Consider the following 19,617-nt stretch of genomic DNA (forward strand, 5'->3'; position numbering starts at 1 on the left):
CCTGCGTGCGGGCGCGGCCGGCGGGGCTTGACGGCGGGGTCGGACGGTCGGGTCAGACGGCGCGGCGGGCGCGGGGGGAGGGGCGGGCCGGCGGGCTGACGGCGTCGTTGAGGGCGGTGAGGCCGGTGACGAGGGCCTGGCGGGCCTCGGGGGACATCAGGCCCATCGCCCGGCCGAGGGCCTGCTCGCGGCGGTGCCGGATCGTCCGGAGGTGGGCGGCGCCGGCCTCGGTGAGCTCGAGCTCGACCTCGCGGCGGTCCTGCGCGCCCGCGGCCCGGCGCAGGAACCCGGCCGCCTGGAGGCGGTCGCACAGCCGGGTGACGGAGGGAGCCGCGGCCGACAGCGCACGGCCGAGGCCGGTGAGGTTGATCCCGGGCTCGCGCTCGACGACGTACAGCACCCGGGCCTGGGCGGCCGACAGCGGCGCGGTGCTGTAGTCGCGGCGGCCCCGCTCCCACGCGATCTCCAGGAGCTCCAGCACCTCGCCGAGCTCGCCGACAGCAGGGGACGCGAGCCGGCGCACAGCGGCCGAGGCCTCGTCCATGTGACACTCCCCAGTGAGCCGTTTCGGGCTCTTTCCTTCTGTTCGCTCCAGCAGTCGCCTGGACGACGATATGTCAACGAAAGTGGGACCGATAGCGTTGGACAGACCCGGGACGGTCGAAGGCCGCCTGCGTGAGGCGCAGCCCCACGAGATCTTCGAGGTGATCCGCGCCACGATCGAGCGCCGCCACCGCGCGCACACGGTGGAACTGCTGATGGCGGACTACGCGGTGACCAGGCTCCAGCCGGTGGACGCGCTGCCGCACACCCGTGCACCGCTGTCGGTCCACGACACCGCGCCGGGCCGCGCGTTCGGCGCCCAGGAGCCGTACGCGGTGCCCGACGCCCCGGCCGCCGCGGTGGCGGTGCACCTTCCGGTCAGCGTACGCGGCGACCGGCTGGGCGTGCTGAGCGTCACACTGCCGGACCCCGACGGCGCGGGCCCGACCGCACAGACCGTCGGCGAACTCCAGGCGTGCGCGGACGCGCTCGCGCACGAACTGGTCGTCGCCGGGCGGGACACCGACCTGTTCCTCCAGGCACGCCGGGCCGAACGGCTCACCCTGGCCGCGGAGATGCAGTGGCAGCTGCTGCCCGGCCGCGCGTGCGCCCGGCCCGAGTACACCCTCGGCGCCCAGCTCGAACCGGCCTACGCCATCTTCGGCGACAGCTTCGACTGGTCCTCCTCGGCCGACCACCTGCACGTCACCGTGAACAACGGCATGGGCGAGGGCATACAGGCCGCGCTGCTGACCAACCTCGCGGTCAGCGCGCTGCGCAACGCCCGCCGCGCCGGGCTGTCCCTCAGCGACCAGGCGTACCTGGCCGACCAGGCCGTCTACGGGCAGCACCAGGGGGACCAGTACCTGGCGGCGCTGCTGCTGCGCTTCGACCTGCCGACCGGGAACGTGGAGGTCATCGACGCCGGCTCGCCCCGGATATGGCGGGTGCGCGAGGGCGCCGTCGACCTGGTCGAGCTGGAGCCCCAGATGCCGCTGGGGATGTTCGAGGACACCGTCTACGAGCCGCAGTCGTTCACCGTCCTGCCCGGCGACCGCCTGCTGTTCATCAGCGACGGCGTCTACGACGCGCTCTCCCCGGGCGGCGAGAAGTACAGCCTGCGGGCGCTGGTGCGGTCGATCAACGAGACACGGCTGCTGCCCGCCTCGCAGGTGCCGCGGGCCATCCTCCAGAACCTGCTGGGCCACCGCGGTCCGGGGCCGGCGGCCGACGACGCCCTGGTGATGTGCCTGGACTGGACCGGCCGCCCCGACGGGGGAGCGGGGGCCTGACGTTCGGCCGCCTGCGGCGCCGCGCGTACCGTTTCCGCGTCGCCGCAGGTGGCAACCGCCCCAGGTCCGGGCGGCTTTCCGCACGGGCGGCGGGTGGGGGGCGGGTTGTCATCGCGTACGGGGTGAGCGATAGTTGCCGCACGGCAAATGAATTCGCCTCCTACGGAAAGTTGGTGCGGCTCGCCGCGTGCGAGCCGGCGTTCATGACCTCTGTCGAGGGAACTCCCGCCGCAAGGCCCGGGCCCGGCGCCACCGCCGGTCTGTGGGCACTGGCCCCCTACCCCGTCCTCGTGGCCGACCCGGCCGGCACCGTGCTGCGGGCCAACCCCGCCGCCCGGCTGCTGCTGAGCGGAGCGGAGCCCGGCGCGAACATGGCCGACGCCGTGCCGGCCTGGCTGTCCCGGGCCCACGCCGAGGCGGCCCCGCACGTCCGGGTGCCCGGCGACGCTGACCGGCCGGGCGCGCCCCTCGCACCGGCCGCCGGCCCGATCGGGGAGCGGCGCTTCGAGGCGTACCCGACCCCGGGCGAGGCCGGCGAGGTCGTCTGGTGGATGGTCGACGGCACCGAGCGGCGGCGCGCCGAACAGGCCCTCGCCGCCGAGCGGGAGCGCACCGGCTTCCTCGTCGAGGCGTCCAACGTCCTGCTCGCCTCGCTGAACCCCGACCGCTGCATGGCGGCCACGGTCACGCTGGCCGCCGAGCACCTCGCGGACGCGGCCGTCGTCGTCGCGCCCCCCTCCCGCGGCAAGCTGCTGACCGTCTCCGCCGTGGCGGGCCAGGACGCCGTACGCCGCCAGGTGGCGGCCGACCCCGCCGTCCTGCCCGGGCTCAGCGAGGCGCTCCAGGGCTTCCCGCCGTTGCCCTCGCGGTGGATCGACGGCGCCCTGCTGCCCGACTGGCTGCTGCCCGAGGGCTGCGGCGGCCCCATCGGGTCGATCGTCGTCACCCCCCTGCCCGGCCACGGGGTGTCCGCCGGGGCGCTGGTGCTGCTGCGCGCCGGCCGCCCCGCCCGGTTCAGCGAGAGCGAGGAGGACTTCGCGCGGCTGTTCGCCGCCCGGGCCGGCGCCGCACTGTCCGCCGCCCGCCTCTACAGCGAGCAGAGCGCGATCACCCGCACGCTCATGCGCGAACTGCTGCCGCCCACGCTCCAGCGCGTCAACGGCGTGGAGTTCGCCGGCGGCTACCGCGCCGCGGAGAGCCACGAGCGGGTCGGCGGCGACTTCTACGACGTCCACCCCGGACCCGGCACCGACGACGCCTCGCTGGTGGTGCTCGGCGACGTGTGCGGCAAGGGCCTGGACGCGGCCGTACTGACCGGCAAGATCCGCAGCACCCTCCAGGCGCTGTCCCCGCTGGGCGACGACCACCGGCGGATACTCGAACTCCTCAACGGCTCCCTGCTCAACTCCCACCACACCCGCTTCGCCACCATGGTGCTCGGCTCGGTGCGCCGGCACGACAACGAGGTGCGGCTGCGGCTCACTTCGGCCGGCCACCCCGCCCCGCTGGTGGTGCGCCTGGACGGCAGCGTCGAGGAGGTGCCCACCCGCGGCACCCTGATCGGCGCCCTGCCGGCCATCGAGGCGCACTCCGCGCAGGTCGTCCTCCAGCCCGGCGAGACCTGCCTGCTGCACACCGACGGGTTCACCGAGGCGCGCGGCGGCCCGCTCGGCAGCGAGATGTTCGGCGAGGAGCGGCTGAAGCGGGCGCTGTCGGAGTGCGCCGACCTGCCCGCGGAGGCGATCGTGGAGCGCATCCAGATGCTGGCGTTCCAGTGGCTGCACGACGGCAGCCACGACGACATGGCCCTGGTCGCCATCGGCGCGCCCCGCACCACCCATCTCAGTGCGGTGGACGGGCACACCCGGGGCAGGTACACGGTATGACCGTAGAAGCCGCCGAGCAGGACCCCGCCGGGCAGGGACCCGGCAAGCAGGGGCCCGGCAAGCAGGGAGCCGCTGAGCAGGGAGCCGCTGGGCAGGCGCGCCCCGCTGAGCAGGCGCGCCCCGCGCCCGACCCGTTCCGCGCGGTGCGCGACCCGCTGTGGACCGCGGTGGTCGACCGGGACGAGCACCGGGCCGCCGCCCTCGTCCTGGGCGCGCTCCAGGAGGGCGCGGACGCCGAGGCGATCCTGCTGGACCTGCTGGCCCCGCTCCAGACGAAGGTCGGCGCCGAATGGGCCGCCAACCGCCTGAGCGTCGCCCAGGAACACGCCGCGAGCGCCATCACCGAACGCGTCATCGCCGCCCTCGCCCACCACCCGGCCGCGCGCGCCACGCCCCGCCGCGGCCGGGTCACCGTGGCGTGCGTGGACCACGAGTGGCACGCCCTGCCCGCCCGCCTCCTCGCGGAGGTCCTCACCCTGCGGGGCTGGCAGGTCGACTTCCTCGGCGCCCAGGTGCCCACCCCGCACCTGATCGCCCACCTCCACGCCGGCGCTCCGGACGCGGTCGCGCTGTCCTCCTCGCTCCCGACCCGGCTGCCCACCGCCCACGCGGCGATCACCAGCTGCCAGGCGATCGGCCTGCCGGTCATCGTCGGCGGCGCCGCCTTCGGCCCGGACGGCCGCAACGCCCGCCTGCTCGGGGCGAACGCCTGGGCCCCCGACGCGCGCTCCGCCGCCAGGCAGCTCGCCGACGGCATCCCCGCGCCCGACCTGGCCGCCGGACGGCAGCCGATCGACGACCTGCCGCACCTCGCCGACCAGGAGTACACGCTCGTCGCCCGCGCCCAGCCGACCCTGGTCAGGGAGGTGCTGGCCCAACTGGAGTCCCACCTGCCGGCCATGGCCTCCTACACCGCGCAGCAGCGCGAGCGCACCGCCGAGGACCTCGCGCACATCGTCGAGTTCCTCACCGCGGCCCTGTACTGCGACGACGACGAGCTGTTCGCCGGCTTCATCACCTGGACCGCGGACGTCCTCACCGCGCGGAACGTGCCGGCGCGGTCCCTGCGGCCGGCCCTTACCGTCCTAGCCGCCGAACTGCGGGACTTCCCGCGGTCCGTGCGGCTGCTCGACGGCGCCCGCCGCGCCCTGGACGCCATGGCCGCACCGACCGGACCACCCCCCGGAGCACCAGCGTGACCCTGCCGCACCTCCCCTTCGCCGTCACCGTCGAGGCCGGCCCGCGCGCCGTCCACCTGCGGATCTGCGGCGACCTCGACGACGACAGCGCCGAGGTGCTGGTGCACCGCGCCGCCCACTGCGTCAGCACCCACCCGGACCTGCGCGACCTGCACCTGGACTGCGCCCAACTGCGGTTCTGCGACTCGTCGGGGCTCTCGGCGCTGCTGATGGTCCACCGTACGGCCGGCGCCGCGGGAGTCGGCCTCCACCTGGACCACGTGCCCCCGCTCCTGGAGCGGTTGTTGGCCATCACCGGGGTCCGCGGCCTGTTCCGCACCGGGGGCGAGGACGCGGCGCGGCAGCCGGATCGGTGAACGGGCCGCTCAGTGAGGGCTGTTGCCGACGCCGTGGGTGAGGACCGGTAGGGCGGTCGCGGTGGCCGGCGGGCGGTGGCTCCTGCGGTAGGCGAGCGGGGACAGGCCCAGCCGGGCGTGGAAGTGCCGGCGCAGCACGGTCGGGTCGACGAAGCCGGTGGCCGTGGCGATCCGCGCGACCGTCAACTCGCTGCTCTCCAGCAGGTGGCGGGCATGGTCCAGGCGGCTGCGCACCAGCCACTGCAGCGGGCTCGTGCCGACCTCGGCGCGGAAGCGCCGGGTGAAGGTGCGTTCGCTCATGTGGGCGTGGCGGGCCAGGTCCTGGAGGGTGAGCGGCTCCGCGAGGTGGTCCATGGCCCAGCGGCGCGTGGCCGACGTGGAGCGGTCCGCCTCCTTCGGCACCGGGCGCTCGATGAACTGTGCCTGGCCGCCCTCCCGCCAGGGCGCCACCACGCACCGCCGGGCCGCCGCGTTGGCCACGGCCGTGCCGTGGTCCCGGCGGACGAGGTGGAGGAACAGGTCGATGCCGGCCGCGCCGCCGGCGCCGGTCAGCACGCGCCCGTTGTCCACGAAGAGGATGTCCGGGTCGACCGCCACCTCCGGGAACAGCCGGGCGAGCCGGTCGCACAGGGTCCAGTGGGTGGTGGCGCGCAGGCCGTCCAGCAGCCCGGCGGCCGCGAGCAGGAACGCCGACGTGCACAGGCTGACGATGCGGGTCCCGGGGGCGATCCGGGCCAGGGCCGCGGCCACGTCGGCGGGCAACTCGCCGGTGGCGAGCAGGTGTTCGCCCGGTTCCTGGGTGGCGATCACCACGGTGCCGGCGCGTTCGAGCAGCGACTCGTCCTCGTCGGGCAGGACGCGGAAGCCCTCGCTCGTACGGACCGGTGCGCCGCCGAGCGAGCAGGTCAGCACCGAGTACAGGCGCTCACCGGCCGGGTCCAGGGCTTCGTTGAGGACGCGGGCGGCGATCCCCAGGTCCATCGGCATGACGTGGTCCAGTGCGAGGACGGCGACGAGGTGCGGCATGGCCGGAATAGTACGACAGGTGGCTCCCCGGCCACTGACCGCTCCGGGGCGGACCCCGCGAACCTTGAGGCACGCCGAGGCCAGAGGCCCGGCGGGTGGACCCGGGCCTGGGATAAGGACCCGGGTCCGTACCTGTGACCTGCGAGAGAACGACGAGGGGCGCGAGAGACATGAGCGGCAAGAACAAGGGTGTGGCGGAGCAGACGATGCGGGCGGTGACCGTCGACCGGTTCGGCGGCCCGGAGGTGCTGGCCGTCGGCCGGGTCGCGCGCCCCGAGCCGCTGCCGACCGAGGTGCTGGTGCGGGTGCACGCCGCCGGGATCAACCCGGTGGACTGGAAGACGCGCGCGGGCCAGGGCATGGCCGGGTTGCAGAAGTTCCCGCTGATCCTCGGCTGGGACGTCTCCGGCGTCGTCGAGGCCGTCGGCTTCGGCGTCACCACGCTCGCACCGGGCGACGAGGTGTACGGCATGCCGTGGTTCCCGCGCCCGGCCGGCGCCTACGCGGAGTACGTCACCGCGCCCTCGCGCCAGTTCGCCCGCAAGCCCGCCTCCCTCAGCCACGTCGAGGCCGCGGCGCTGCCGCTGGCGGTGCTCACCGCCTGGCACGCCCTGGTGGACACCGCCCGCGTCACCGCCGGGCAGCGGGTCCTGGTGCACGCGGCGGCGGGCGGGGTGGGGCACCTGGCGGTGCAGATCGCCCGGCACCTCGGTGCGGAGGTGGTCGCCACCGCCCGCGCGCCGCGGCACACCTGGCTGAAGGAACTGGGCGCGGACGAGGCGATCGACTACACCGCCGGTCCCTTCGAGCAGGCCACCGCGCCCGTCGACGTCGTCATCGACCTGGTCGGCGGCACCGACGCCACCGACGTCCGCTCGGTCGCGGTGACCAGGCCCGGCGGCCTCGTCGTCTCCATCCCCGGCGGTGTCTCCCCCGCGCTCGCGGCCGCGGCCGCCAGCGCGGGGGTCCGCACCAGCCCGCTCCTCGTCGAACCCGACGCCCCCGCCCTCACCGCTGTCGCCGCCCTCGTCGAGTCCGGCGCGCTCCGCGTCGAGGTCGAGCGCACCTTCCCCCTCGACCAGGCCGCCGAGGCCCACCGCCTCGGCGAAGCCAACCGCACCCGCGGCAAACTCGTCCTCGACCTCGCGTAGCCCGCGCCGGGCGGGCTCCTTCGTGTCGAAGCTCAGGAGGAGAAGTAGCTGCCGCCGCGCGGTGTGACCCGCCGGCCGCGGACGAAGTCCTCGCGGACGCGCACCGCGAGCAAGGCCACACCGTCCGGCGGCACACCGTTCGCGGCCGGCTCCGTCCCTGCCTGTGCGTGGCCGAGGTGAAAGGCGACGACGGGCGCCGTACGGTCGGCAGTTGCGTAGCCGAGGGTCTTCGGGCGGTCCGGGTCGGGGGACCCGAACGTGATCGACGGAGGCCCGAACGCGGCGATGATCTCGTCCAGCGAGCGGTCGTGCTTCGACCAGGCGACCGCACGGTCGACGAGCACGGCGTGCTCGGCACGCGTCAGTGTGCGGTCGAGCCGGAGCCGGCCCAGACGGTGGGCGTCCTCGCCGAACTGCGATGCGGCGACGTGGATGTCCGCGTCGGGAAAGACCAGCCGCCCCGTCGTCGACGGAGCCGGCCGGCGGTTGCTGTCGGGAAGCCACACGTGGTCCCCGTCCTGCGGAGCGAGCTCCGCGAGCCTGTCGAGGAGACCCGCCACCGTCGCAAGGCCCCCGAACTCCTCCGGCCTGCGCACCGCCTCGTTGAGCTGTTCCCGCAGACGCCTCCGCGCCGCGGCGTCGGTCCGGGAACGTCGCCACCGCACTGCCCGCCCGCGCCGCGCTCGCCGGCTTCGTCGGCGCGGACCCGCTCGGGCGGGCCCTCGCGGAGGGCTGAACGGTGAAATAGCGGCGCCCGTCATACATGACGCCGGGGTGCGCGAGATTGTATTTCGCTGTCATTGTCGGGCCGGTTTTCCGCTCGGAAAAGGTACCGGTGCCGTGTTATCGTCGGCGCATCACTGTTTCTGTCATCGGATGGAGTCATGTGAATGCCGGGTGAAATACTGGTCACCGGTGCCGCCGGATTCATCGGGCGGCACTGCGCGCTTCTGTGTGCCGCCTCCGGATATCAGGTGACCGCTCTCGACATCAAGCCGGCGCCGCAGGACGTGGCGCTCGTTTGCCGGGTCCTGCGGGCCGACCTGGCACAACCGGACGTGCTCGAGGAGGTGCGCGCCGGCCGCTTCGCCGCCGTGATCAACCAGGGCGGCATCAGCAGCACGACCGAAAGCGACCGCGACCTGCTGCGGCGGACCAACACCGACGGCCCGCTCGCCCTCGCCGACGCCTGCGCGGCCTCCGGCACCCGCTTCGTCTACGCGTCCTCGCACAGCGTCTACGGCACCTTCGAAAAAGGGACCCTGATCGCCGAGGACGCCGGCCCCGGGCAGTGCTCCGGTCCGCTCAACCGCTACGCCGCCTCCAAGCTCGCCCTCGACCGGGAGATGGCCCGCCGCCCCGCCGGCCCGACCTGGGTCGGGCTGCGCTACACGAACGTGTTCGGCCCCTTCGAGGAACACAAGAAGGCGATGGCCTCGATCATCTCGCAGATCCTGCGCCGAGCCGCGCAAGGGGAACGGATACCGGTGTTCGCCGACACCCTTCAGGCGAGCCGCGACTACGTGCCGGTGCGGGAGGTGGCCGGGGTCTGCCTGCGGCTGGTCGACGCGGAGGTGCCCTCGGGGATCTACAACCTGGGCTCCGGCCTGCCGGTGAGCTTCGCGACCCTGCTCGAGTGGTGCGCCGAGTTCACCGGATCACCCCTCGACGTCCGGCTGGTCGCCAACCCGCTCTCCGCCCGCTACCAGTACTGGACCGGCGCGGACATGACGAAGCTGCGCGCGGCCCTGCCCGGCGCGGGCCGCCTCGACATCGGCGGGGTCCGCGCCCGCGCCCGGGAGCTGTTCGACGTCTTCGAAGCCGGCAAGCCTTGACCGCGCTGCTCGCCTTCGACCTCATGAGCACCCTGCTCACCGATCCTTTCGAGCAGGCCCACGAGGCGTCCACCGGGCTGCCGATGGCACGGCTCCTCGCTATCGGCATGAAGCCGCTCTACCACAGCCTGGAGCGCGGCGAGATCACCGAGGCGGAATACTGGCGCCGATTGCGCGCGCTCGGGACGGAACCGGATTCCCGAATGTTCCACCGGGTCCACGAAGCGGGCTGCCGGTGGATTCCCGGAATGCGCGACCTCGTGGCGCATTACGCCGGAAAGCACCGCACGGTGATCGCGACGAACTGCCCGGAATGGGCCGAGTCGCTCCGCCGCAGGTTCCTGTCCGGAATCGCGGTGGAATGGTTTCCCTCCTATCGGCACGGCGTGCGCAAACCGTCCGCGGAATACTTCACGGAACTGTGCGCCGCGGCCGGTGCGACGCCGGACCGACTGGTGCTCGTCGACGACAAGGCGCGCAACGTCGACGCGGTACGCGGGCTCGGCGGCCGCGCCATCGCCTTCCGGTCCGCGGCCGAGACAGCGGCCGGCCTCGCGAACTTCCTGGCTGGACCCCGGGACGCGCCCGCCGACCCACCGCCCGGCGGGACCGGGCCCGGCGACAGCGGAACGGAGCTGCCATGACATGGGACCGCCCCTTGCTCGCCGACCGGGCGAAGCACCTGCTGGCCGCCGCCTGCGGCCAGGCGGGCAGCGGCGTGCTGCTGCCCGCGCTGTACTGCGCCGAGGTGGCCGAGGACATCGAGGCGGCCGGCGTCCCGGTGCGGGTCTACGACCTGGGCGCCGACCTCGCGCCGGTACGCCTTCCCACGGACGACCGGTTCCGGACGCTGGTGTGGCACCAGCCCTTCGGGCGCTGGCTGCCCCCGCCGCCGAGGGACGACCTGACCGTCATCCAGGACGCCTGCTTCGGCCTGCGGACGGCACTGGGCATGGCCGCGCCCCCCGCCGGGCCGCTCGTCGTGTTCAGCCCGCGCAAGGAGTTCCTGTGGCCCGAGGGCGGTCTGGCGGTCGGCGGCGGCGCGGCGCGGCTGCGGGGCGCGGTCGGTGCCGACGCCTCGGTGGGCGCCCGCTGGGACCGCCTCGACCGCGCGGCCGAGGTCGCGCGGGGACTCGCCGCGGACCGCGCCGCCCGGACCGCGCTCGGCCCCCTGCTGCCGCCGCGCACCGTCGCGTCGGAGGTCCTGACGCTGCTCCCGCTGCTGTCCGCCACCCGGGACGCGACCATCGACCGGCTCCGGGCGAAAGGGGTCGGCGCGTGGTGCTGGCAGCGGCCGATGCCGGGATGCACCGCCGACGCCACCCCGGGCGCGCGGTGGCTGTGGGAACGGCTGGTCTTCGTGCCGACCCCCGCGCCCGGTTCGCCGGTTTACCCGCTGCTGGCCGCGCAGGACTTCGAGCCGTGGCCGGCGTAGTGCCGACACCGGAGCAGTGCCGACATCGACGGAGTACCGCGGCCGGCGTAGTGCCGGGAAAGGCCCCGGGCCGGGACCGGCCCGGGGCCCGACCGCGCTTCAGTCCCTGGTGTAGACGTCGAACCGGTCGAACAGCTCGCCCCCGTCCCCGCGGCTCAGCGAGGCCGGATTGGTCCACTCGTACCGGACGGACAGCGCGGTGGTCCGCTTGCGGTGGAAGTCGGTGAACCCGTCCTTCTCCCGCTGGCTCTCCTTGAACCAGCGGCTGAACGCGCACTGCCGGCACAGCTCGTAGTCCTCGTTGCGCTCACGGAACCGCTGCGCGGCCGGCGACGCCCAGACCTCCTCCAGGGTCTGCGTGTTGAGGTCGCCGAGCACCACGTCGCCGTCGTAGTCGTGGCAGCACGGCACCACCCGGCCGTCCCAGAGGACGACCACCGAGCTCTGCGGGAGGGTGCAGGGCGCGGTGTAGCCGGGACTGTCGTGGCCGCCGAGGTCCTCGACCTTGTCGTCCTCGAAGTCCCACCGGCCCAGCCGCACCACGATGCCCCGGTCGACGCCGACTTCCTCGCAGTAGGACAGGAACCCGTCGATCTCCGACTGGTTGGCCCGCATCGCGATCATCTGGAGGGTGATCCACGTGTCGTAGCCGCCTTCGTCACGTGCCTCGACGATGCGCCGGACGTGCTTGTCGGCCTTGTCGAGCCGCGCCGCGTGCCCGCGGATGCTGCGGTAGGTGCGGGCGTCCAGCGAGTCCAGGGAGAGCACCATGTTGGCCAGGCCGGCGTCGAGCAGCCGCCGGCTCAGCCGCGGCGTGAGGCTGGGCGGATTGCAGGACAGCCCGGTCTTCACCCCGTGGGCGCGCGCCACCCGCACCGCGGTGTCGATCTCAGGGTGCAGCAGGGACTCACCGAAGTGGTGCAGCGCCGTGTACTGCTGGTACGGCGCGATCTGCTCGATGATCCGCTCGAACAGCGGGATCTCCATGCTGCCCAGTTCGCGCGTCATCGAGCTCGTCCGCGGGCACATCTGGCAGGTGTACGGGCAGCGGTTGGTCAGCTCGATCTGGTCGATCAGGGGGCGCTCGCGGACCTGGGCCAGGGAACCCGCCAGCCACGTGTCGGCTGCCTCGCGGTCGGGGAAGACGATCTCGGCCGGGGCGAGGGCGGCCAGCAGCTCGCCGGGCATCGGCAGACCGGGGTCGGCGAAGACGGCGCCGAGCGTGTCCAGCGCCCCGGCGGGGACCGTCACCTGCCGGCCGGTCACGGTGTTCGACAGCGCGGTCTCGCGGTCGGTGGTCTCGTAGTGCCAGAAAGGCGTGACGTACATTCTTCTTCTCTCTCCGTTGCTGCCCGAACCCGGCGGGCAGATCGCCGACATGGCAGGAGCGCCCCGCTCGTGGGGTCCGTCAGGGCTTCGCCCGTTCGAGGCGGACGTTGTGGCTGACGCCCTCGGCGTAGTCGGCCTTGTACGGGTAGTCGCCGCGCATGAGGTCGAAGCAGGTCACGCCCGCTGCGACGAAGTCGCGGATCATGCCGGCCACCAGCTGGTAGCCCGGGGACAGCCGCCGGTACTCCTGGTCGAAGGCGGTCCGGTACGCCCAGTAGCGGTCCTGGTGCAGGAAGCCGTAGTACATCGCCAACGGCACCGATTCCAGCCGCAGTTCGCTGAGCACGACACCGCAGTCCCCGCGCTGCGCCGCGGCGGCGAAGGTCCGGTCGACCGGCCCGCCGTCGAACGGCGCGACGACGTCGGGCCGGTCCCGCCACTGCGCGGCGTGCATCGCGAAGAACACCGGCAACCGCTCCCGCAGGTCCGCCGGATCACGCCAGTGGATCAGCTCGACCCGGCCGCGCCGCGCGAGCAGCCGCGCCTTGCGCACGGTCTCCTTGCGCCCGAGCACCGCGGCGACCCGCTCGGCGTCGGTCAGGTCGAACGCCACCACCGGGCTGGCCGGGCTGCTGCGGGCACCGGCCAGCAGCGCCGCGCGGTGCAGGAGGTCCCCCTCGGCCACGTCCTGGAGGTCCAGGGCCGCGCCTTCGATCCGCTGGAGTTCGGCCAGCGCCGCGGCCAGCGCGGCCGCGGCACCCTCCGGTTCCGGCTCGCCTTCCGGCCACCAGGCGCGGTGGTAGTCCGCCCAGGGCCAGCACAGCGGCCGCAGCACCTTGCCCGCCGGTTCGCTGTGCACCTGGAGTCCGGCGTACACCGGTCGCCCGGCCGCGGTCGCGGCCCGCAGGAGCAGCGGGGCGGCGCCCTCGGCGGCGGCCGCCTCGGCGATCCAGGCGCGGCACCAGCCGGCGCTCTGGAAGGGCGTCGGCGCACCGGCGCCCGGGAGTTGGGCCACCACCGCGTCGCCGCGGCTGACCCGCAGGGGCGTCGCGACCGTCACGTCGCACGCTCCACGGCCTGCCAGAACTCCTCGACGCCGGCCGGCAGCGGCTCGCCGATCGCGGCCCTGGCCCGAGGCGACAGCCGCGCCAGGACCTCCGGCCGCACCGATCGCGCGTAGTCCATCTGCGTACGCAGCCAGGGCCGCACCATCTCGATCTTGATCAGGCGGCGTACGGCGGCCGACCGGTTCTCCCCGGCGCAGTGCCAGATCCGGGCGTCGAACAGCAGCAGGTCCCCGCGCCGCAGCCGGGGCTGGATCGCCAGCCCGGCGAGCTCCTCGGGGCCGGGGTCGCGGACCACCGACCGGTGGCTGCCCGGGATGAGCCAGGTGGCGCCGTTCTCCGGTCCGCTCTCGTCGACGGCGACCAGGCTGTTCAGCCCGGGCGGGGAGTCGGCGGGGAAGGCCGTGCCGGCGAGGGCGTCCAGGTCCGTGTGGAAGTCCCACGGGAACCGCCCCTCTCCCGGCTGGAGTACCAGTCCGTCGAAGGAGTGCAGCCGGTAGGACGGGCCGAGCAGTTCGGCCGCCATCGCGTGCAGCGGCTCGGTGTCGAGCAGCCGCTCGAACTCCGGTCCCCGGTCGGCCAGGTTGCGCAGCGCGCCCCACTGGTGGATCTTCAGCAGCCGGTCCTTGCCCCAGGTGGCCTCGTCGTCCGCCAGCAGGGCGTCCATGCGGTCCGCCAGCGCGTCGACCTCGGTGACCGGGAAGGCGCCCGGGACGACGGTGAAGCCGGCCGTTCGCAGCTCGTCGAGGTGGTCGGTCATATCTGCTCCCAGATCTCGGCCACGACGTCGTCGGAGGCGTCGCCGCGCCACCACAGGCGCGCGTCCAGCATCAGCGTCTCGCTGGGGGCGAGGGTGATCCGCTCCGCCGGCGCGGTGCGCGAAGGCTCGGCCGATCCCTGGCTGCCCAGCACGAACTCGATCTCGACCGGCCGCGCTCCGGTCGCCCGCAGCACGAGCAGCCGGTCGGCCTCACCCACCGGCGCCCCGGGGGCCACGCCCTGCGCGCGGCTCCACCGGTCCGCCGGCAGCGGCACGTCGTCCCGGTGGCGCCACCGCGGTTCCAGCTCGGTGGGCTCGCCGGTGCCGACCACCGACCAGCCCCGGATGCGGACCTTGTTCAGCATGCCGACTCCTTTCGCGCCTTCCCGACCACCGTGCGGAAGTTCGCGGCGGCCGCGTCGATGCGTTCCTCGTCCGAAGTGATGTCGATCCCGACGGCCGTTCCCAGATAGGAGTCGACCACCCCGACGCTCAGCGCGACCGTGCGGGCGAGCCTGTCGTCGGTGCGCGGGAGGTCACCGCGCCGGTAGGCCGGTCGTGCCGCCGCCGGGTGCGGCAGGTCCGGGCCGGCGGCGCCGCCGCCGGTCAACTGCGGCATGTTGGCGTAGTTGTGCTTGCCCGACCGGTCGAGCGTGATGGTGCCCAGCAGCCGGGCGACCTCTGCGGCGAGGCCGGCCGACTCGAAGGTGTAGGCCAGCGCCGTCGCGCACTCGCCGTCCAGGTCGTGCACGACCCGCTCGGTGGCGCCGGGAACCTCGCCTATCGCCGCGCTGAGCGCCTTCTTGTTGGCGCGCAGCGTCGCCAGGATGTCCGGCAGCTTGCGCACCTGGGCCAGGGCCACGGCGCCGGTGAGTTCGTGCATCCGCAGGTTGAGCCCGAACAGCGCGGGGCCGTCGGTCACGCCCGTCCGCAGCGGCGCGGCGCCGTGGTCGTGCAGGGCGAACACGGTCTCGTACAGCGCCCGGTCCGCGGTGGTGAGGATGCCGCCGTCGCCGGCGGTGAACGTCTTGAAGACGTTGAGGCTGAACGCGCCGAACGTGCCGACGGTACCGAGGTGCCGCCCCCGGAACGTCCCGCCGCCGGCCTGCGCGCAGTCCTCCACCAGGAGCAGGTCGTGGGCGCGGGCGATCTCCGCCAGGGAGTCGAGGTCGCACGGTGCGCCGAGCATGTGCACCGCGAGGACCGCCCGGGTCCGCGGGGTGATCCTCTCGGCGACGTCCACCGGGTCGAGCAGGAGGCTGTCGTCGATCTCGGCGAGCACCGGGGTGGCGCCGGTGTAGGCGATCGCCGCGATCGAGGCGATGAACGTGTAGGCCGGGACGATCACTTCGTCGCCCGGGCCGATCCCGGCCGCGAGCAGCCCGGTGTAGAGCGCGCTGGTGCAGCTGTTCAGGCCCAGGCAGTGCGGCGAACCGGTCAGGTCCGCGAACTCGCGCTCGAACTGGTACACCTTGGACGGCGTGGGGTCGCCGTCGAAGCGGTACCGGCTGAGCTCGCGGCTGGTGAGGACGTCCAGCACCTCGGCCTGTTCCTCCAGGCCGATCATGGACAAACCGGGTCCTGGCATCAGTGACCTCCCATGAGGATGGATTGCGGAGCGGACAACGGGGGGACGGGCGGGGAAGGGTCGGCGGGGCGCCCGCGCAGGCCGGCGACCTCGGCACGGAGCCAGCCGGCGGCCTGGGCGAGAGCGGCCGTGCGGTGCTCCGGCCGGACGTGCGGTTCCAGCGTCAGCGGACCCGGGTAGCGGTCGGCGGCCAGCCGCGCGAGCAGCCCGGGCCAGTTGACCGCCCCGGAGCCGAGCGCGGTGGTCACGTACGCGCGGTCGTAGTCGTGGTAGCGGACGGACGGCCCGTCCTGCGCGGGCACGGCCGGGTCGGCGCGCCTGATGTCCTTGACGTGGAGGTACTCGACGTCGTCGGCGAGGACCTCGTACGCGTACGGGAAGGGCTCGACGCCCGCGCAGTAGAAGTTCGCCGCGTCGAAGTTGAGCCGCAGCCGCGCGCTGCCGATCCGGCGCACGGCCTCCCGCAGGGCGTGCGGGCGCCGGGTGAGGTCGCCGCCGTAGCGGTCGCGGCCGAACGCGTCGAACTCGTTCTCCAGCACCACGGTCACCCCGAGGGACTCCGCGCGCCGCAGCACCGGTTCGAGGTTGCGCGCGAGCACCTCCCCGGAGCGCCGGTCGTCCCGGTAGCCGGGCGCGCCGAAGTACGTGTTGACCACGGGCGCGCCGAGCCGGTCGGCCAGTTCGAGCGCCTCGATCAGCCGGGACCGGCTGCCCGGCACGTCGGAGGTCTCCCCGATCTCGACGCCGGCCGACACCGCGGCGACCTGCCCGGGCCAGGCGGCCAGCCGGGCCAGGGCAACGCCGCCGGCGTCCGCACGGAGGTTCTCCGGGTACCACAGCTCGATCGCGGCGACCCCGACCTCGTCCGCGGTGCGCAGCAGTGTGTCGATCGGCTCGTCGCGGAACTCCGTCCCGCTGATCGCGATGCGCGGATCGAACTCCCCGCGGCCGGTCATGGCGCCGCCGGGGATTGCGCCGCCGCGTCCGGGTCCTGGACCCGGGGGAGCGGTCCGGAGGGTGCGGCGACGCTCTCGACCAGCGTCCGGACCACCTGATCGGTCGTCTCGGGTGTGATGGCGCCCGGCCAGCTGGTCAGCTCGAACACCAGGTGGCTGCCCATGTCGACGACGTGCAGGTCGAGCGGGGCGCTGGCGTCCTTGGCCGCCGGGATCGACCGCAGCCGCACCGGGCCGGACGGGAAGTCCAGCACCGGCTGCCACAGTCTCACCTCGAGGAACAGCCACGGCTTCCACTTCGGGCCGAACCGCAAGCCGTCGGCTCCCAGCACCAGCGCCGGCGGCGTCATCTGCCGGGACACGGCCTGGAGCAGGCAGCTCTGGAGGGCCGCGGCCGCCTGCTCGGGCGTGCCGCGCTCGGTCAGGTCGACCGACAGCCACAGCTCGCGCGAGGTCGAGGCGACCAGCGTCGAGGTGCCCACCAGGTCCCGGTTGATCGAGTGCACGACCACCGGCACCCGGTCGGCGCCCAGGCCGGCCCGGACCGCGTGGAGGAGGTGGCCGCCCAGCAGCGAGGACAGGCTCAGGCCCTCGGCCGCCGCGCGCTCCAGCAGCAGGCGGCGCGGCTCGGCGCCGACCTCGAACCGGCGGGTGGTCAACCGGTCCGGCGCGCTGCCCGGTACCTCGCCCTGGCCCGGCGTCCGCCAGGACGGCTCGAGCAGTTCGCGCCAGAACTCCGCGGCCTCCTTGCCCTTGTCGGCCAGCAGCCGGTTCTCCGTCGCGCACCACTGGGACAGGGTCAACTGCGGCTCGGCGGCGGGCTCGGGCTGCCCGCCCGCGCACAACTCGCCGATCTCCAGCAGCAGCATCCGCAGCGACCACGCGTCGGCGACGTTGTGGTCGACGACCATGAAGAGCAGTTCCAGCTCCGTGCCGCGGATCAGGGTGACCGCGGCCATGGGGGTCCGGGTGCGGTCGAAGAGGTGCTCCCTGCGCGCCAGGACGATCCGGTTCAGCTCGTGGTCGTCGGCGCCGGGCGCGTCCACCACCTCCAGCGGGATGGGGGCCGGCGGATCGAGCCGTGCGAGCACCTCGTCGCCGCGCCGGTGCAGGGAGACCCGCAGCGCCTCGTGCCGCTCGACCAGGGTGTCCAGCGCCGTACGGAGGACGCCGGGGTCGATCGTCCCGGCCGGCAGCTCGACGGCTCCCCAGACCGGTGCCGGGGTGCGCTCCCAGTCCGGGCCCATACGGCGGGCCAGGTAGGTGGTCATGGCGGGCGCCGGGAAGTACGCGCCCGGCAGGGCCGGCGGGGGCATCCGCTCCACCGGGACGTGGGCCGACCCGGCCAGGAAGGAGACCAGGCCGTTGACGTTCGGGTACTCGAAGACCGCGGACAGCGGTACGTCGAAGCCCAGCCGCTGCTGGAGCCGCGCCACGATCGCGGCGACCGCCATCGAGTCGAGGCCGGCCGCGAAGAAGTCCGCCTGGTCGCCGATCTCGTCCAGGCCCGCCTGGTCGGTCACCTCGGCCATCGCCGCGCGGACCGCGGCCCTGATCGTCTCAGGGGTCATGGAGGGTTCGGTGTGTTGGGAGTTCACCATGCGTGCGTCCTTTCTTTCGTCATGTCCCGGTTCGCCGGCCGGCGGCCGTACATCGTCACGAAGCCCGGTCCGCCGGCGGCCACGTCGTGCGCGACCGACCGGGCGTCGACCTTTCCGCTGGGCAGCCGCGGCAGTTGGGGGCAGCCGAGGACCACGTCCGGCATCTCCGCGCCGAGCGCGGTGCGCAGCGCGCCGATCACCGCGTCGCGGTCGGTGTCCGGCGCGCTCTCCAGCGCCAGCACCAGTTCGCCCTCGGCCTGCCAGTCGGCCTGGAAGCAGCAGGCCGCCCCGACGGTCGGGTCGCGCAGCGCCGCCGCCGTGATCGCGGCCGTGTCGACCGCGGCCCCCCGCCGCTTCACCACCGAGTCGAGCCGGCCGGTCACCAGCAGCGCGCCGTCCGCGAGCAGCCGGCCGCGGTCCTGGGTGTCGAACACGGTCATGCCGTCCGCGCGCCGCAGCGCCGCTGCCGCCGGCCCGATCCGCTCCGGTCGCAGATAGCCGTAGGAGCCGTGCGGTGTGCGGATGCCGATCCGAAACGTTCCCGGCACCGCGGCCGCTTCCGCCGGGACCGGCAGCCGGTGCAGCACGGTGCCGGGCAGGGGGCGGCCCACCGGCAGCGGCCCGTCGGGCAGTTCGCCCGCCTGATCGGTGACGGGGTACCAGAACTTCGCCAGGGTCGTCTCGCTGGGCCCGTACAGGTTGCCGATCCGGGAGGCGGGGGCGGCCTGCCGCCACTGCCGCACATGGCGCGCGAACAGCGGCTCCCCGGCGAAGACCGACCAGCGCAGATCGGGAAGCACGGTGCCGTCCGCGGCCGCCAGCCAGCGGGCGCTGATGCTCGGCACGAGGTGCACCAGGTCGATGCGCTCGTCGCGCAGCCAGCCGAGCACCGCCCGCGGATTGCTGCGGACCCGGGCGCCCGCCATGTGGACGCGGCCCCCGCAGACCAGGGGGAGCAGCACCTCGCGCAGGACCACGTCGAACGAGGGGGAGGTCAGCGACGCCGCACGGTGCCCGGGCGCCAGGCCCAACTCGGCGGCCTCCCAGTCGAGGAAGGCGGCCAGGCCCGCGGCGTTGCCGACGATGCCCTTGGGCGTGCCCTGGCTGCCCGAGGTGAAGACCAGGTAGCCGGCGCCCTCGGGAAGGACCGCCGGGTGCGGATCACCCGGCGACACCACCTCCGGTGCGCTCTCCTCGATCACGGCCGCCGGGCGGACGATCTCCAGCAGCGCCCGCACCCTGGCCCTGGGCAGGTAGGCGTCGACCAGGAACGGCACCAGCCCGGCCGCCCGCACACCCAGGAACGCCGAGGGCAGGCCGACGCCGCCGCGTGTGGTGACGGCCACCGCCGAGCCGGCCGGAAAACGGTCGCGCAGCGCGTCGGCGACGTTGCCGACCGCCTGCCACAGTTCGGCGTAGGTCAGTTCCTCCCGGGCCTTCCCGGTTCCCGCGCCTCCTGCGACGACCGCCGTCCGGTCGGCATACGTCCGGGCCGCCAACTCGACCCTGTCCAGGACCGGGCACCGCATTGTCCACACCGCCTTCGGCATCAGTGATCCATCGGATTCGCAAAGGGGAGAGCGCGGCAGGGCCGTC

General features: G+C 74.2%; 19 protein-coding genes. 8 read left to right on the forward strand and 11 right to left on the reverse strand.

What is annotated here, in order from left to right; all coding sequences use genetic code 11:
- Positions 1 to 52: 52 nt before the first annotated feature.
- The gene (locus AC3ERT_RS13875; protein ID WP_335975122.1) at positions 53 to 544 is read right to left on the reverse strand and encodes a MarR family winged helix-turn-helix transcriptional regulator; all 492 of its coding nucleotides are present in this window, start codon (positions 542 to 544) and stop codon (positions 53 to 55) included.
- Positions 545 to 641: 97 nt separating this feature from the next.
- On the opposite strand from AC3ERT_RS13875, the gene AC3ERT_RS13880 reads away from it, so the two are divergent.
- The 4 genes from AC3ERT_RS13880 (at position 642) to AC3ERT_RS13895 (ending at position 5,276) form a co-directional block, all read left to right on the forward strand.
- Positions 642 to 1,835: a PP2C family protein-serine/threonine phosphatase gene (locus AC3ERT_RS13880; RefSeq protein WP_435174261.1), complete on the forward strand. Its 1,194-nt coding sequence runs from the start codon at positions 642 to 644 to the stop codon at positions 1,833 to 1,835.
- A 203-nt stretch (positions 1,836 to 2,038) separates the two neighbouring features.
- Positions 2,039 to 3,721: a SpoIIE family protein phosphatase gene (locus AC3ERT_RS13885; protein WP_435174262.1), complete on the forward strand. Its 1,683-nt coding sequence runs from the start codon at positions 2,039 to 2,041 to the stop codon at positions 3,719 to 3,721.
- Positions 3,718 to 4,920 (forward strand): cobalamin B12-binding domain-containing protein, encoded by a 1,203-nt coding sequence (locus tag AC3ERT_RS13890; protein WP_435174264.1) that lies wholly within the window; start codon positions 3,718 to 3,720, stop codon positions 4,918 to 4,920. Before AC3ERT_RS13885 ends, AC3ERT_RS13890 begins: the two co-directional genes overlap by 4 nt.
- Positions 4,917 to 5,276, forward strand: coding sequence for an STAS domain-containing protein (locus AC3ERT_RS13895; protein ID WP_335975107.1), 360 nt, complete (start codon positions 4,917 to 4,919; stop codon positions 5,274 to 5,276). The genes AC3ERT_RS13890 and AC3ERT_RS13895 overlap by 4 nt, the downstream gene beginning before the upstream one ends.
- 9 nt (positions 5,277 to 5,285) lie before the next feature.
- Here AC3ERT_RS13895 and AC3ERT_RS13900 read toward each other — a convergent pair whose 3' ends face one another.
- A complete protein-coding gene (locus AC3ERT_RS13900) occupies positions 5,286 to 6,302 on the reverse strand; it encodes a GlxA family transcriptional regulator (RefSeq protein WP_435174266.1) in 1,017 nt (338 codons plus the stop codon).
- 170 nt (positions 6,303 to 6,472) lie between these two features.
- Here AC3ERT_RS13900 and AC3ERT_RS13905 point away from each other — a divergent pair, with 170 nt between their 5' ends.
- A complete protein-coding gene (locus AC3ERT_RS13905) occupies positions 6,473 to 7,453 on the forward strand; it encodes an NADP-dependent oxidoreductase (RefSeq protein ID WP_435174267.1) in 981 nt (326 codons plus the stop codon).
- 32 nt (positions 7,454 to 7,485) lie between these two features.
- Here AC3ERT_RS13905 and AC3ERT_RS13910 read toward each other — a convergent pair whose 3' ends face one another.
- Positions 7,486 to 7,959, reverse strand: a complete 474-nt coding sequence (locus AC3ERT_RS13910) for a hypothetical protein (RefSeq protein ID WP_435174269.1) — start codon at positions 7,957 to 7,959, stop codon at positions 7,486 to 7,488.
- A gap of 384 nt (positions 7,960 to 8,343) precedes the next feature.
- On the opposite strand from AC3ERT_RS13910, the gene AC3ERT_RS13915 reads away from it, so the two are divergent.
- From AC3ERT_RS13915 to AC3ERT_RS13925, 3 genes are read left to right on the forward strand one after another with little or no spacing between them, the layout of a single operon-like run.
- On the forward strand, positions 8,344 to 9,288 hold the full coding sequence (locus AC3ERT_RS13915) for an NAD-dependent epimerase/dehydratase family protein (RefSeq protein ID WP_435128921.1): 945 nt from the start codon (positions 8,344 to 8,346) through the stop codon (positions 9,286 to 9,288).
- Positions 9,285 to 9,932 carry an HAD-IA family hydrolase gene (locus AC3ERT_RS13920; RefSeq protein ID WP_435128924.1) on the forward strand — a complete coding sequence of 216 codons (648 nt, stop codon included), beginning with the start codon at positions 9,285 to 9,287 and terminating at the stop codon, positions 9,930 to 9,932. The genes AC3ERT_RS13915 and AC3ERT_RS13920 overlap by 4 nt, the downstream gene beginning before the upstream one ends.
- On the forward strand, positions 9,929 to 10,723 hold the full coding sequence (locus tag AC3ERT_RS13925; RefSeq protein WP_435128927.1) for a hypothetical protein: 795 nt from the start codon (positions 9,929 to 9,931) through the stop codon (positions 10,721 to 10,723). The genes AC3ERT_RS13920 and AC3ERT_RS13925 overlap by 4 nt, the downstream gene beginning before the upstream one ends.
- A gap of 99 nt (positions 10,724 to 10,822) precedes the next feature.
- On the opposite strand, the gene AC3ERT_RS13930 is transcribed toward AC3ERT_RS13925, so the two are convergent.
- The 8 genes from AC3ERT_RS13930 to AC3ERT_RS13965 form a co-directional block, all read right to left on the reverse strand.
- The gene (locus AC3ERT_RS13930; RefSeq protein ID WP_335975075.1) at positions 10,823 to 12,052 is read right to left on the reverse strand and encodes a radical SAM/SPASM domain-containing protein; all 1,230 of its coding nucleotides are present in this window, start codon (positions 12,050 to 12,052) and stop codon (positions 10,823 to 10,825) included.
- 79 nt (positions 12,053 to 12,131) lie between these two features.
- Positions 12,132 to 13,112, reverse strand: a complete 981-nt coding sequence (locus AC3ERT_RS13935; RefSeq protein ID WP_435174271.1) for a GNAT family N-acetyltransferase — start codon at positions 13,110 to 13,112, stop codon at positions 12,132 to 12,134.
- A complete protein-coding gene (locus tag AC3ERT_RS13940; RefSeq protein WP_335975067.1) occupies positions 13,109 to 13,876 on the reverse strand; it encodes a phytanoyl-CoA dioxygenase family protein in 768 nt (255 codons plus the stop codon). Before AC3ERT_RS13940 ends, AC3ERT_RS13935 begins: the two co-directional genes overlap by 4 nt.
- Positions 13,873 to 14,241 (reverse strand): hypothetical protein, encoded by a 369-nt coding sequence (locus AC3ERT_RS13945; protein WP_435174273.1) that lies wholly within the window; start codon positions 14,239 to 14,241, stop codon positions 13,873 to 13,875. The genes AC3ERT_RS13940 and AC3ERT_RS13945 overlap by 4 nt, the downstream gene beginning before the upstream one ends.
- A complete protein-coding gene (locus AC3ERT_RS13950; RefSeq protein WP_435128940.1) occupies positions 14,235 to 15,464 on the reverse strand; it encodes a DegT/DnrJ/EryC1/StrS family aminotransferase in 1,230 nt (409 codons plus the stop codon). Before AC3ERT_RS13950 ends, AC3ERT_RS13945 begins: the two co-directional genes overlap by 7 nt.
- Positions 15,464 to 16,420, reverse strand: a complete 957-nt coding sequence (locus tag AC3ERT_RS13955) for a sugar phosphate isomerase/epimerase family protein (protein ID WP_435174275.1) — start codon at positions 16,418 to 16,420, stop codon at positions 15,464 to 15,466. The genes AC3ERT_RS13950 and AC3ERT_RS13955 overlap by 1 nt, the downstream gene beginning before the upstream one ends.
- The gene (locus AC3ERT_RS13960; RefSeq protein WP_435174276.1) at positions 16,417 to 18,021 is read right to left on the reverse strand and encodes a condensation domain-containing protein; all 1,605 of its coding nucleotides are present in this window, start codon (positions 18,019 to 18,021) and stop codon (positions 16,417 to 16,419) included. Before AC3ERT_RS13960 ends, AC3ERT_RS13955 begins: the two co-directional genes overlap by 4 nt.
- Positions 18,015 to 19,571, reverse strand: coding sequence for an AMP-binding protein (locus AC3ERT_RS13965; RefSeq protein ID WP_435174278.1), 1,557 nt, complete (start codon positions 19,569 to 19,571; stop codon positions 18,015 to 18,017). The genes AC3ERT_RS13960 and AC3ERT_RS13965 overlap by 7 nt, the downstream gene beginning before the upstream one ends.
- Positions 19,572 to 19,617 lie beyond the last annotated feature (46 nt).

The organism is Actinacidiphila sp. bgisy145 (assembly GCF_057708125.1).